Source organism: Photobacterium sanguinicancri, from assembly GCF_024346675.1.
GTDB classification, from domain to species: Bacteria; Pseudomonadota; Gammaproteobacteria; order Enterobacterales; family Vibrionaceae; genus Photobacterium; species Photobacterium sanguinicancri.
This window is the reverse complement of record NZ_AP024850.1, coordinates 3,304,823-3,318,363: the sequence shown is the minus strand read 5'-3', so window position 1 is coordinate 3,318,363 and position 13,541 is coordinate 3,304,823. Positions and strand designations below refer to the sequence as shown.

Here is a 13,541-nt window from a genome sequence, read left to right as displayed (position 1 = left end):
AAGAACGAATATTGTAACTAGTTAACTTTCCCAGATTGTATCTTCCGCCGACGGCGTAAGATAAACCGAATTTGCTTGGCGACCATAGCATTATGGACCCACCTGATCCCATGCCGAACTCAGTAGTGAAACGTAATAGCGCCGATGGTAGTGTGGGGTCTCCCCATGTGAGAGTAGGTCATCGCCAGGCTTTAATTTCGACTTGTCTCGATGAGACGAGTCAACATAATGTTTTGTGTGAATTACATAGAATTTTATGTTGACTTTCAAAGTAGAAAGCGTATTATACGCCTCCTGCTTAAGTGTTAAGGCACTGAAAGCAAAGCTCTTTAACAATTTGACCATGCAATCTGTGTGGGCACTCGTGAAATGAATAGTCAAAACTGTTCATTGTGACTTTTTAAGTAACAATGAATTTGGCATCAATGAACTGAGTGACCAATACAAAACTTAAGTTTACTTAAGCTTTGGCACAGTCAATTCGAATATCATGACTAGCTTCTAGTTATCGATATTCAATCAGTATTCATTGAGCCATCAAAAACTTTAAATTGAAGAGTTTGATCATGGCTCAGATTGAACGCTGGCGGCAGGCCTAACACATGCAAGTCGAGCGGTAACAGGAATTAGCTTGCTAATTTGCTGACGAGCGGCGGACGGGTGAGTAATGCCTGGGAATATGCCTTGATGTGGGGGATAACTATTGGAAACGATAGCTAATACCGCATAATGCCTACGGGCCAAAGAGGGGGATCTTCGGACCTCTCGCGTCAAGATTAGCCCAGGTGGGATTAGCTAGTTGGTGGGGTAATGGCTCACCAAGGCGACGATCCCTAGCTGGTTTGAGAGGATGATCAGCCACACTGGAACTGAGACACGGTCCAGACTCCTACGGGAGGCAGCAGTGGGGAATATTGCACAATGGGGGAAACCCTGATGCAGCCATGCCGCGTGTATGAAGAAGGCCTTCGGGTTGTAAAGTACTTTCAGTTGTGAGGAAGGCGGTAACGTTAATAGCGTTGCCGTTTGACGTTAGCAACAGAAGAAGCACCGGCTAACTCCGTGCCAGCAGCCGCGGTAATACGGAGGGTGCGAGCGTTAATCGGAATTACTGGGCGTAAAGCGCATGCAGGCGGTCTGTTAAGCAAGATGTGAAAGCCCGGGGCTCAACCTCGGAACAGCATTTTGAACTGGCAGACTAGAGTCTTGTAGAGGGGGGTAGAATTTCAGGTGTAGCGGTGAAATGCGTAGAGATCTGAAGGAATACCGGTGGCGAAGGCGGCCCCCTGGACAAAGACTGACGCTCAGATGCGAAAGCGTGGGGAGCAAACAGGATTAGATACCCTGGTAGTCCACGCCGTAAACGATGTCTACTTGGAGGTTGGGACCTTGAGTCCTGGCTTTCGGAGCTAACGCGTTAAGTAGACCGCCTGGGGAGTACGGTCGCAAGATTAAAACTCAAATGAATTGACGGGGGCCCGCACAAGCGGTGGAGCATGTGGTTTAATTCGATGCAACGCGAAGAACCTTACCTACTCTTGACATCCAGAGAATTCGCTAGAGATAGCTTAGTGCCTTCGGGAACTCTGAGACAGGTGCTGCATGGCTGTCGTCAGCTCGTGTTGTGAAATGTTGGGTTAAGTCCCGCAACGAGCGCAACCCTTATCCTTGTTTGCCAGCACGTAATGGTGGGAACTCCAGGGAGACTGCCGGTGATAAACCGGAGGAAGGTGGGGACGACGTCAAGTCATCATGGCCCTTACGAGTAGGGCTACACACGTGCTACAATGGCGTATACAGAGGGCTGCCAACCAGCGATGGTGAGCGAATCCCAGAAAGTACGTCGTAGTCCGGATTGGAGTCTGCAACTCGACTCCATGAAGTCGGAATCGCTAGTAATCGTGGATCAGAATGCCACGGTGAATACGTTCCCGGGCCTTGTACACACCGCCCGTCACACCATGGGAGTGGGCTGCACCAGAAGTAGATAGCTTAACCTTCGGGAGGGCGTTTACCACGGTGTGGTTCATGACTGGGGTGAAGTCGTAACAAGGTAGCCCTAGGGGAACCTGGGGCTGGATCACCTCCTTAAACGATAGACTGCTTGTTTGATGCAGTGTCCACACAGATTGCTTGGTTAAAATGTAAAAGAACGCAAAAAAGACTTGGGTCTGTAGCTCAGGTGGTTAGAGCGCACCCCTGATAAGGGTGAGGTCGGTGGTTCAAGTCCACTCAGACCCACCACTTTTTCTCCCAGAAAAAGTGGCGGTAAACAGTCTTTTTATACGTTGGGGTTATAGCTCAGCTGGGAGAGCGCCTGCCTTGCACGCAGGAGGTCTGCGGTTCGATCCCGCATAGCTCCACCACTTTCTAAAGACATTCGACAGAGTGTGATTAGAAAGTGGATTTTTCATCTCTGATGATCAAAACACCTGTTCTTTAACAATCTGGAAAGCTGACTAGTAAATTGAATCAATAGATTCAATTACAATAGTTTTTATCTTTAATGATAAAAACGAGTTCTCAAAACAACACACATTCAAGTGTCTTGTGTAGAGTCCGGCGAAAAACCAATGTCCTCATTTTTCTTGATCGGAAATGAGTGACGATAAAACCTTGGTTGTTTGAACATACAGACCTCTTGGGGTTGTATGGTTAAGTGACTAAGCGTACACGGTGGATGCCTTGGCAGTCAGAGGCGATGAAGGACGTATTAACTTGCGATAAGCCCAGTTTAGATAGTAAAAATCACTTGAGACTGGGATTTCCGAATGGGGAAACCCACGTGCATAAGCACGTATCGTTACGTGAATACATAGCGTAACGAGGCGAACTCGGGGAACTGAAACATCTAAGTACCCGAAGGAAGAGAAATCAACCGAGATTCCGAGAGTAGCGGCGAGCGAAATCGGATTAGCCCTTAAGCCAGTCTTGCGTTAGGTGAATGTGCTGGAAAGCACAGCGATACAGGGTGATAGCCCCGTAACCGACAACGCATTATTAGTGAAAACGAGTAGGACGGGACACGTGATATCCTGTTTGAACATGGGGGGACCATCCTCCAAGGCTAAATACTCCTGACTGACCGATAGTGAACCAGTACCGTGAGGGAAAGGCGAAAAGAACCCCTGTGAGGGGAGTGAAATAGAACCTGAAACCGTGTACGTACAAGCAGTAGGAGCCCACTTGTTGGGTGACTGCGTACCTTTTGTATAATGGGTCAGCGACTTAATTTTAGTAGCAAGGTTAACCGTTTAGGGGAGCCGTAGGGAAACCGAGTCTTAACTGGGCGTCATAGTTGCTAGGATTAGACCCGAAACCAGGTGATCTAGCCATGGGCAGGTTGAAGGTGAGGTAACACTTACTGGAGGACCGAACCGACTAATGTTGAAAAATTAGCGGATGACTTGTGGCTAGGGGTGAAAGGCCAATCAAACCTGGAGATAGCTGGTTCTCCCCGAAAGCTATTTAGGTAGCGCCTCGGACGAATACTACTGGGGGTAGAGCACTGTTAAGGCTAGGGGGTCATCCCGACTTACCAACCCTTTGCAAACTCCGAATACCAGTAAGTACTATCCGGGAGACACACGGCGGGTGCTAACGTCCGTCGTGGAGAGGGAAACAACCCAGACCGCCAGCTAAGGTCCCAAAGTTATAGCTAAGTGGGAAACGATGTGGGAAGGCTCAGACAGCCAGGATGTTGGCTTAGAAGCAGCCATCATTTAAAGAAAGCGTAATAGCTCACTGGTCGAGTCGGCCTGCGCGGAAGATTTAACGGGGCTAAGCTATACACCGAAGCTGCGGCAATATGAACTTGTTCATATTGGGTAGGGGAGCGTTCTGTAAGCCGTTGAAGGTGATCTGTAAGGGTTGCTGGAGGTATCAGAAGTGCGAATGCTGACATGAGTAACGATAAAGGGAGTGAAAAACTCCCTCGCCGGAAGATCAAGGGTTCCTGTCCAACGTTAATCGGGGCAGGGTAAGTCGACCCCTAAGGCGAGGCCGAAAGGCGTAGTCGATGGGAAACGGGTTAATATTCCCGTACTGCTTATAACTGCGATGGGGGGACGGAGAAGGCTAGGTGGGCTTGGCGACGGTCGTCCAAGTTCAAGGGTGTAGGCTGATAGTTTAGGCAAATCCGGACTATCTTAAGGCTGAGACCCGATGTCGAGTCACTACGGTGATGAAGTCATTGATGCCATGCTTCCGGGAAAAGCCTCTAAGCGATAGGTTATAAGCAATCGTACCCCAAACCGACACAGGTGATCAGGTAGAGAATACCAAGGCGCTTGAGAGAACTCGGGTGAAGGAACTAGGCAAAATGGTACCGTAACTTCGGGAGAAGGTACGCTCCTCGCGGTGATGAGACTTGCTCTCTAAGCTGCTGGGAGTCGCAGATACCAGGTGGCTGCAACTGTTTATTAAAAACACAGCACTGTGCAAAATCGAAAGATGACGTATACGGTGTGACGCCTGCCCGGTGCCGGAAGGTTAATTGATGGGGTTAGACTTCGGTCGAAGCTCTTGATCGAAGCCCCGGTAAACGGCGGCCGTAACTATAACGGTCCTAAGGTAGCGAAATTCCTTGTCGGGTAAGTTCCGACCTGCACGAATGGCGTAATGATGGCCACGCTGTCTCCACCCGAGACTCAGTGAAATTGAAATCGCAGTGAAGATGCTGTGTACCCGCGGCTAGACGGAAAGACCCCGTGAACCTTTACTACAGCTTGGCACTGAACATTGACCCTACATGTGTAGGATAGGTGGGAGCCTTTGAAGCATTGTCGCTAGATGATGTGGAGGCAATCTTGAAATACCACCCTTGTATGCTTGATGTTCTAACGTCGCCCCCTAATCGGGGGTGCGGACAGTGCCTGGTGGGTAGTTTGACTGGGGCGGTCTCCTCCCAAAGAGTAACGGAGGAGCACGAAGGTGGGCTAATCACGGTCGGACATCGTGAGGTTAGTGCAATGGCATAAGCCCGCTTGACTGCGAGAATGACAATTCGAGCAGGTGCGAAAGCAGGTCATAGTGATCCGGTGGTTCTGAATGGAAGGGCCATCGCTCAACGGATAAAAGGTACTCCGGGGATAACAGGCTGATACCGCCCAAGAGTTCATATCGACGGCGGTGTTTGGCACCTCGATGTCGGCTCATCACATCCTGGGGCTGAAGTCGGTCCCAAGGGTATGGCTGTTCGCCATTTAAAGTGGTACGCGAGCTGGGTTTAGAACGTCGTGAGACAGTTCGGTCCCTATCTGCCGTGGGCGTTAGATGATTGAGAGGGGCTGCTCCTAGTACGAGAGGACCGGAGTGGACGAACCGCTGGTGTTCGGGTTGTTATGCCAATAGCATTGCCCGGTAGCTACGTTCGGAATCGATAAGCGCTGAAAGCATCTAAGCGCGAAGCGAGCCTCAAGATGAGTCATCTCTAGACCTTTAAGGTCTCTAAAGGGTTGTCGAAGACTACGACGTTGATAGGCAGGGTGTGTAAGTGCTGCGAGGCATTGAGCTAACCTGTACTAATTGCCCGTGAGGCTTAACCATACAACACCCAAGGGGTTTTACGGACTCCATAACGCTTGAATGCGTGTTAAGAACGAATATTGTAACTAGTTAACTTTCCCAGATTGTATCTTCCGCCGACGGCGTAAGATAAACCGAATTTGCTTGGCGACCATAGCATTATGGACCCACCTGATCCCATGCCGAACTCAGTAGTGAAACGTAATAGCGCCGATGGTAGTGTGGGGTCTCCCCATGTGAGAGTAGGTCATCGCCAGGCTTCAAATTTAGATAAATGTATTGAACGACATTTATCGGGTAGACAGGCAACTGTTTATCACCGTGTGGAGCGGTAGTTCAGTTGGTTAGAATACCGGCCTGTCACGCCGGGGGTCGCGGGTTCGAGTCCCGTCCGCTCCGCCACTTATACTAAGCCCAAGTCTCACGACTTGGGCTTTTTTACGTTTGTATAAAAGTGAAAAAGTATATGATCTCTGAATCGCCTGTGTAAACTATTGCGATATTAGCTTACTAGCCTCAGAAATAGATGTCCTTGTTCCAACGACTCTTCCTTCTTAATTTCTTCGTTATCCATACTTAGCTATTTCTTCGTTACGAATAATAAATAATCAGCTGGGTGCTTCTCTATCTGTTGATATGTCACTTGCAATAAACTAATTAGAGCTGTGTTTAGAATCCGTAAATTAGGTGGAGGCTGCGAAGTAATCCAAGTATTGTGGGGGATTAATATCTTAATTATTCTCCTTTAGCTGCGGTAAATTTTTGATGACATTTAAAGATTCGCTGCGAAAATTTGATCAATATCGACGAAAAAAAATGATGAAACTTGAAGTGCTCCTGTTTCAAGTTATCAACAACAAAAAGATTATGGTTGATTCGTTGATCAAGCCTGAATACGTTGAGAAGATATTGATTGTTAGGACAAATAAGCGTATCGGTAATATGTTCTTCTTATTACCGTTTCTGCATGAAACCAGAAAGTGTTACCCGAATGCTGAGATTGATCTTGTTTTGAATTTGCCTTGGCAAGGGAAGATCTTCGAAAATATCTCGATTAATAAAATATTTTATTCTCACTTTTCTTTTAAAGATATTTTCAAGTGGGGAGAATGTATTAAAGAGCTGAAGAAAAATGATTATGATTTAGTGCTGATGCCTTATCAGTCTGTTGGTGATGCCGTTACTTCAGCACTGATGAATGGACGTAATAAAACCGCTTTTGTCTCTGATATTAATGGTATTGCATTCCCACATGCTGTTGTTGAAGACGATTGTGAAAGGCACTTTGCTTTTAAGCCTCTTAAAATATTAGAGGGGATAGGTAATCATTTAGAAAAACCTTATGGTTATGAAATTATTTTGTCTGAGGGTGAAGTCGAATCGGCAACAACAGCTTTACGTGATTTGTCCAAAGATAGTAGTTCTCGAGTACTCGCATACTTTCGTGGTGCGAGAGGTACGAAAGTTTTGAGCGAGAATGTATGGAAAGGGATAGTCGCTAAGTTTAAAGACTATGATCCTGAAAATACTATTTGTGTTGAGATTTTGAGCCCTGACATTCAAACGCCTTTAGAAGGCGATACGCAAGTCTATCAAAATGCGGACATGCGCGCTCTAGCTGCATTTTTAGCGCAATGTGACATGTTTATTTGCTCTGATACTGGTCCTTTGCATTTGGCTGATGCGGCAGGTGCAAACTGTATTGGCTTATTTACAGAAACCGATCCAACAGTATACGGTTGTATTGGTGCTAATACGGTCAATGTAACCGATATAGAGAATATTGATGTCAACGTAATATTCTCTCAGTTGGGTTTAAAATAAGTGATACCTATAAACGCTCTTTCAAGGGCGTTTTTATTTAGCTAGATTCAATAATGAAGTATTGGCTCAGTAGGTGGATTAAGTCGGTTTGATAGCTTTCATATTTACTAACTGGTAGTAAATGAGCAAGTTCATTACCTGTTGGAGTAAAGCGGTAATAAGTCAATGCACTAATTTTACTGTTGGCTAATACCTTAAAGTGGTGGTTTTGATAATTGAGTGGCATTGCTTGGTGTTGAGATATAGTCCCAGACTCAAGTTCTGAAGCGTGAATGATTCCTAGCTCGATGAGTGATAAAAGTTCATGGTAGGGTAATTGGTATTGTCCTAGTGTTAATTTTGATTGCTCACGTCTAGGTATGACGAAAAGGCTCATTTTCTGATTAATTGCACCTGTGAGTAGTTTTCTGCCTTGATCAGTGCCAAAGCTACAGCTGAGTGAACACGCGTGCTGAAAGGCATGTGCATCTTTCTTTGTCATATTCTTTAGTGTATTAAGTGCTTTGATAGAAAAGCTACCCGGTGCTATGACTTCTTTTTTTAATACTCTTCCCCATAATGCTTGCATATTGGCACTATAAATATTTTTGGCGATAAACATGAAGTGTGCCAGCCAATCAGGATCTGGCATATTTGCACTATCGTCAGTGCTAACGTCGTAAGCAATTTTGAGTATTTTCTCAAGATTAACCTGCTGAGCTTCACGCTCTTTTTGTTCTCGTTGTTGAGTTCGTAACTCAAGGGAGCGTTCTTCACTTTCCGTTATTAAATGATTGATGGCGAATAGTTTACCTATCGCTTCTGTATATTGTTTTGAGCTTCGTAGGGGTGAAGATGCACTATCTTTAGGGGGCTGAGTGCTTTTCATTGTTAGCGCTTGGGAAGATTTATCTGAAGGTGTGCTCATGTAGAGTAACTCAATCTAGTCGTATCTTTGTTGTACCAGTAATTAGTCTTAATCGCGAAATGAAATTTTGTATTTTGAGAGAGGGAAAGTATCTCGGTAGAAAAAAGGCTAATACAGAATATTAGCCTTTGTGGGGTTTATTGAGCATCTACATGTCGTCGTATTCTTCGAGTCGAGTGCCTTCAATGAGGTAGCCGACTTCAGCTAAATCATGACTGACATGCTGGGTTTTTAACTCACCGATGATATAAACAACATCCCAAAGCTGTTGAATAGGAGCACCAGATGGAAACTTCACATAAATAATCTGGTTTGGCGGTGGTGGCGGTACGTGAATGCAAGCGCCGAAATAGGGAACAAGTAAAAACTCTGTAACTGCTTTATCGTCCCCTTCCAACGGAATAACAAAGCCAGGGATCTTCACTTGGCTACCATTTAACTCTTCTCGTACTTTTCCCATCTGGTTCTGTTTTGCTTTACCACCGTTATGATCTATAAACGCAGCGATGCCTTGTTCATTGATCATTGAGCGTTCACTCTCTGGCACTAGGTCTAGCCAATCGAGTGTCAGTGGCTCGGAAGCATGTACTAGTAATGAAAATGTACAGCATAAGGCGATAAGCCATTTTCTCATGATGTTCCCTTAAATCTTGATTGTCATGCCATCAGACAGTGAGTGTTGATAAGCGCGAATTGCTGGAATGATACCGACTAGGATACCTGCAGTTTGAACGACCGCCAGTAGAGTTAGCTCATAAATATTTAGTGGTGTGATCTCGATATACATTCCAAAGTGCGTCAAGATAAATGGCTGAGCAAGGAAAAGCAGACCGTAGAGCATGATAGATCCCAGTAATACTCCTAATGCAGTTAAGAAGGTTGCTTCACTGATTAGCAAAAAGAAAATATGACTAGGCCTTGCTCCTGTTGCTCGTAGTATAGCCATTTCACGCCGACGCTCATTTAGGCTCGTTAATAGACTAGAAAGCATGCCTAATAAACCAGCAATCACGACAAACCCTGAAACGATGAGTAGTGCTTGTTCGGCAATTGACATCATTTGCCAGAGTTCATGTAAAGCAATACCTGGCACGATAGCGCTCAATGGTTCTTTACTATATGTATTGATATAGCGCTGAAGGGCAAAGGTTTGGATTTTTGAATTAAGTCCGACCATGAAGGCGGTAATTTGGTTTGGTTTAAACTGTTGTTGTAGCAGTAACTCAGCTTCAGGCGTAGGGCCTAAGCGCGCTCCTGATTCCCACCCTACGTGAATGGCCTCGATAGCTTCTAAAGAAACATGCACGCTACGGTCAACAGGCGTTCCAGTTGGGGACAGTATTCCGACTACTTTGAACGGTAAGTTATCATGGCGGTTGAATGATTTATCACTAATGCCATGGGCGATAATAATTTCATCTCCCAACTTATAGTTTAATTTCCTCGCAACTTCCGCGCCGACGACAGTTTCGAATAAGCCCGTAAAAGGTAAGCCTTTATCAAAGTTAAGCAGCTGTTTTTTACCGTATTTATAATGTTCGAAATAATCGCTATTAGTACCAATTACTCTAAACCCACGGTGTGAATCCCCTAGAGAAATTGGAATTGCCCACTTAACTGAACGATGTGAAGTGATTTCCTGATAGCTTTTCCAATCGATATTATTGGTCGCATTACCGATGCGAAATACCGAGTAGAGTAATAAATTGACTGAACCTGCGCGTGAACCAACAATAAGATCTGTACCAGAAATAGTATTGGCAAAGCTGGCCTTGGCTTGTGTTCTTACGCGCTCAACACCGAGTAACAGAGTAACTGAGATTGCCACTGTTAGTATGGTGAGTAGCGCAGTGGCTTTTCGGTTATTTAGGCTTTTCCATGCTAAATGTAAGATAGCCTTCATGATGTTATCTCTTGGTGGGTAGTATTGATGTCATTGAGAGCAACGGTTCGATCAAAAAGCCCTTCAAGTGTCTGATCATGGCTCACAAATAAAAGAGTGGTATTAGAACGTTCACACTCTGCCATTAGTAGTTCAATGAAGGCTTCACGATTATTTTGATCTAGTGCTGATGTTGGCTCATCTGCAATGAGTAGCTCGGGTTGGCCCATAAGTGCTCGCGCGGCAGCAACGCGTTGTTGCTGACCAATACTCAATTCACTGATAGGTTTATGGAGGCAATCCTGTGGTAAATGAAGTTGTGCTAATAAGCGCTTGGCTTCTTGTTCTAAGTTACTTGAGATTCGTTGTTGGCGTAAGGATGAGAAACGACAAGGCAGCATCACATTTTCAAGTACAGATAGGTACGGCAACAAATTGAACATCTGGAAGATATAACCAATGTGATTTGCTCTGAATGTATCGCGTTGAGAGGCCTTTAATTCGCTCAGCTTTTGCCCAAGGATAGATACATCACCAGAGGTAGGTTGGCTTATTCCCGATAGTAATCCCAGTAACGTCGACTTTCCACTCCCACTTGGCCCTTTGAGAAAAACTTTCTCACCTTGCTGCACCGTGAATTGAGGGATTGCTAATATATCAGCGTGTTGTCGTGCCCAGCGAAAAGTGAGATTTGAAATGTCTATAACAGTCATGGTTGGTTTCCTAAAAAGGGGCGTGAGCCCCTCTTACTTCATTAGAACGTAAACTGGGTTTGTGCTGGAGTCAGTTGACCCGCTTTTTGTCCTTTGTTTGTAATTGCCTGAATTGTGATTTTCTCGGTAGTGGCGAAATGCTTGAACCAATCCGATTGCATGTCTGTTAACGTTTCAATGTTGTCGCAATTAAAAGTATATTGCGCAGAAAACTCGCCATGTTGGCCATTATAGCTACCATCTTCGTGGTCGTGGTCGTGGTCGTGGTCGTGGTCGTGATGTGCATGTTCATCATGATCGTGGCTATCATGGTCGTGATGTTCATGTTCATTATGATCATGGCTGTCATGATCGCCATGCTTATCATCGTGGGCTGTAAGAGTCTCTGTTACGACAGTGTCAACTAACGTACATTGTGCGCCAGCTGAAAAAGTGAGTAATTGAAGAGGTTGAGCGAGTGTTTTTAATGCGTTATCTAGCTCTTTCTTTTGTTGGTCGTTTTTTGGAGCATGTTCAAACCCCACAACGTCGGCGCCAGGAGCGGTAATTTCAACGAGTAGAGCGTTGGCATCTTGTGCAATATTGAGTTCAACGACACCATGAACATGCGCGCCATGCTGACGATATTCACTTTCATCGTGATGATTGTGTGCTAAAGCTTGCCCTGTGATGAGTGAGCTTACGAGTGTTGCGAATACAGTACGGCGGATCGTCATGTTTGCTTTCCCTATGGTTGAAAACGATATAAATACAGCGCGGCAACAAGGGGGATGTTACAAAGTAAGGAGCAAATGCTTAGTGCAAATTGCTCCCCATTAGCTTTGCTCCAAAACCAATGCTGTTACAATGTGTGACATTATAACATTACATTTAGTTCTCTGGTATGGCTTGATAAGAATAGGAAGTGTTACAGGTTATTGTTAATCAGCTTCATGACTTGTTGTATTTCTTGTTCAGAAAGCTGACCTTCTTGGGCGAAAAGCACGGTTCCTTTTGCATCAAGCAGCGCAATCATTGAATTTTCTGGTTGTAGATCCCAGGCTTGTTGGACGTTACCATTTGCATCCAGCACCATGGATGACCATGCGAACTCTCGCTTACTGTCTTCGGCAGAGGATTTCACAAAGCCTCCGGTGCCCCAGATCGCGTCATCTTGGTTTATGATGGTTGTGGTCTGGTATTTATCCGTTGGTAGATCCGCCGCTTTAATCGCATCAATCATAGGTGCATTCATTTCTTTGGCTGCACTACGACCTGCAATTGCTTGGATGACTCTCACTTTACCCACCAGTTGTTCAGTAGCCCAAGCTTGATAAGCAATCTTGTCTTGGGTTAATAAAATCTCACCTTTATCGGCGACATCAACACTTGGTAATACTTGGCCAATTTCAAGGTTATGAGCAGATGCTAATGTTGGTAGTAAGCCTGCGAGTAAGGTAATGATAAGCTTCTTATTCATTGTTTTTTTCCGATTATAGTTAGACGCCTTATTATCTTAGTAAAAGCACATCAATCTGGTTATACCAGTTAACAAGATTAGACATGTGTCACTTATTTTTTAGGCCATAATCAGAAATAAGGCGAATCGCATTATGATTTTGTTCTAGAGTCTGTTTGCGGGAAGAAAAAAGCGTCAGAGCAAGGATATTTTGGCGAATAAATTGCATGGTTTTTTATGCTAGAAGAATGAAACATTTTTAGTTTCTATTGGTCTATAGCTATGTATTGAAGAGAGGAACTCATGCTGAAAATATTTAAGCAATACCGACCAAATCAAATTGCCCGTTATGTGAAAAGTTATTTCAGAGGGCGTCTATTTATCATGGGGATTGGAGCCTTTGAGTTTGATTGTGGACGCTTATTACCGGCTAAATCACATAACTTGAAAGCATTGAATACGTTGACTGAGGTGAATAAGGAGATTCAGTTACTTGCAGTTGAAGCATATTGATACCCACTTAAAATTGTGGGTATCTAATTATTGATGAGGTTGTTTAACTAGGGGGAAGGCAGATCCCTGTACCTCCTAGACCACAGTAACCATTAGGGTGTTTTGCTAAATACTGTTGATGGTATTCTTCGGCAAAGTAAAACGTACTCGCGGTTTGAATATCCGTTGTGATCAGTGCTCCTTCCTTATTATCATTTAACGCTTGCTGATAGCGTGTACGGCTGGCACTTGCATCTGTTTTTTGTTGCTCAGAGTTAATATAAATCGCAGAACGGTATTGGGTGCCTACGTCATTACCTTGCTTCATACCCTGTGTTGGATTGTGGTTCTCCCAAAAGAGTGTTAAAAGTTGGCTGAACGAAATTGAGCTAGGATCAAAAATAATTTTAACCGCTTCGGTATGTCCCGTTCTCCCTGAGCACACTTCTTCATAGGTTGGGTTTGGAGTAAACCCACCACAGTAGCCAACGGCGGTACTGTAAATTCCCACCTGCTTCCAAAATAAACGTTCAGCTCCCCAAAAACAGCCCATACCTATAATTAATGAGTCAAAACCTGTTGGAATTACGTCATTGAGTGGTGTTTCGAGTACAGTATGAAGGTGACTTGGTTGAATTGTTGTTGCTCTGCCAATGAGAGCTGCATCCTGCGCGATCATGGTTTGTTTTGTCAGCGTCATCATTATTTCCTTTTTATGCTGCTTGATATAAAGAAAATAGTGAAATTGCGAGCCACAAT

The 13,541-nt window shown here is 44.8% G+C and carries 9 protein-coding genes, 3 tRNA genes and 4 rRNA genes; 9 read left to right on the top strand and 7 right to left on the bottom strand.

Features of this window, described 5'->3' with window-relative positions; genetic code table 11:
* Positions 1-74: 74 nt before the first annotated feature.
* The 8 genes from rrf (OCU87_RS15210) to OCU87_RS15175 all read left to right on the top strand — a co-directional run bounded on the left by rrf (OCU87_RS15210) (position 75) and on the right by OCU87_RS15175 (position 7,350).
* Positions 75-190: ribosomal RNA gene (gene rrf, locus OCU87_RS15210) — 5S ribosomal RNA — on the top strand.
* A 358-nt stretch (positions 191-548) separates the two neighbouring features.
* A 16S ribosomal RNA gene (locus OCU87_RS15205) occupies positions 549-2,091 on the top strand.
* Between the two features lie 76 nt (positions 2,092-2,167).
* A tRNA-Ile gene (locus tag OCU87_RS15200) sits at positions 2,168-2,244 on the top strand.
* Between the two features lie 46 nt (positions 2,245-2,290).
* Positions 2,291-2,366: transfer RNA gene (locus OCU87_RS15195), tRNA-Ala, on the top strand.
* A gap of 287 nt (positions 2,367-2,653) precedes the next feature.
* A 23S ribosomal RNA gene (locus OCU87_RS15190) occupies positions 2,654-5,547 on the top strand.
* Between the two features lie 122 nt (positions 5,548-5,669).
* Positions 5,670-5,785 (top strand): 5S ribosomal RNA (gene rrf, locus OCU87_RS15185).
* The 16S, 23S and 5S rRNA genes sit together here with 3 tRNA genes alongside, the layout of an rRNA operon.
* Before the next feature lie 66 nt (positions 5,786-5,851).
* Positions 5,852-5,928 (top strand) — tRNA-Asp (locus OCU87_RS15180).
* Between the two features lie 414 nt (positions 5,929-6,342).
* Complete coding sequence (locus tag OCU87_RS15175; protein WP_261857506.1) at positions 6,343-7,350, top strand: glycosyltransferase family 9 protein; 1,008 nt, start codon at positions 6,343-6,345, stop codon at positions 7,348-7,350.
* Positions 7,351-7,387: 37 nt separating this feature from the next.
* Here the strand turns inward: OCU87_RS15175 and OCU87_RS15170 are convergent, their stop codons facing one another.
* From OCU87_RS15170 to OCU87_RS15145, 6 genes are all read right to left on the bottom strand, one after another.
* Entirely contained in the window at positions 7,388-8,257 is an 870-nt protein-coding gene (locus OCU87_RS15170) for a TIGR03899 family protein (protein ID WP_062691713.1), read from the bottom strand.
* Between the two features lie 148 nt (positions 8,258-8,405).
* Complete coding sequence (locus tag OCU87_RS15165; protein ID WP_062691716.1) at positions 8,406-8,891, bottom strand: DUF3299 domain-containing protein; 486 nt, start codon at positions 8,889-8,891, stop codon at positions 8,406-8,408.
* Positions 8,892-8,900: 9 nt separating this feature from the next.
* The gene (locus OCU87_RS15160; RefSeq protein ID WP_062691718.1) at positions 8,901-10,160 is read right to left on the bottom strand and encodes an ABC transporter permease; all 1,260 of its coding nucleotides are present in this window, start codon (positions 10,158-10,160) and stop codon (positions 8,901-8,903) included.
* A complete protein-coding gene (locus OCU87_RS15155) occupies positions 10,157-10,852 on the bottom strand; it encodes an ABC transporter ATP-binding protein (protein WP_062691719.1) in 696 nt (231 codons plus the stop codon). The genes OCU87_RS15160 and OCU87_RS15155 overlap by 4 nt, the downstream gene beginning before the upstream one ends.
* Positions 10,853-10,893: 41 nt before the next feature.
* Entirely contained in the window at positions 10,894-11,568 is a 675-nt protein-coding gene (gene zrgA / locus OCU87_RS15150) for a zinc uptake protein ZrgA (protein ID WP_261857505.1), read from the bottom strand.
* Between the two features lie 191 nt (positions 11,569-11,759).
* A complete protein-coding gene (locus tag OCU87_RS15145; RefSeq protein ID WP_062691722.1) occupies positions 11,760-12,311 on the bottom strand; it encodes a YtfJ family protein in 552 nt (183 codons plus the stop codon).
* 282 nt (positions 12,312-12,593) lie between these two features.
* Here OCU87_RS15145 and OCU87_RS15140 point away from each other — a divergent pair, with 282 nt between their 5' ends.
* On the top strand, positions 12,594-12,803 hold the full coding sequence (locus OCU87_RS15140; RefSeq protein WP_062691725.1) for a DUF1107 domain-containing protein: 210 nt from the start codon (positions 12,594-12,596) through the stop codon (positions 12,801-12,803).
* A 43-nt stretch (positions 12,804-12,846) separates the two neighbouring features.
* Here the strand turns inward: OCU87_RS15140 and msrA are convergent, their stop codons facing one another.
* Positions 12,847-13,482: a peptide-methionine (S)-S-oxide reductase MsrA gene (msrA, locus tag OCU87_RS15135; protein WP_261858395.1), complete on the bottom strand. Its 636-nt coding sequence runs from the start codon at positions 13,480-13,482 to the stop codon at positions 12,847-12,849.
* Positions 13,483-13,541: the final 59 nt, after the last annotated feature.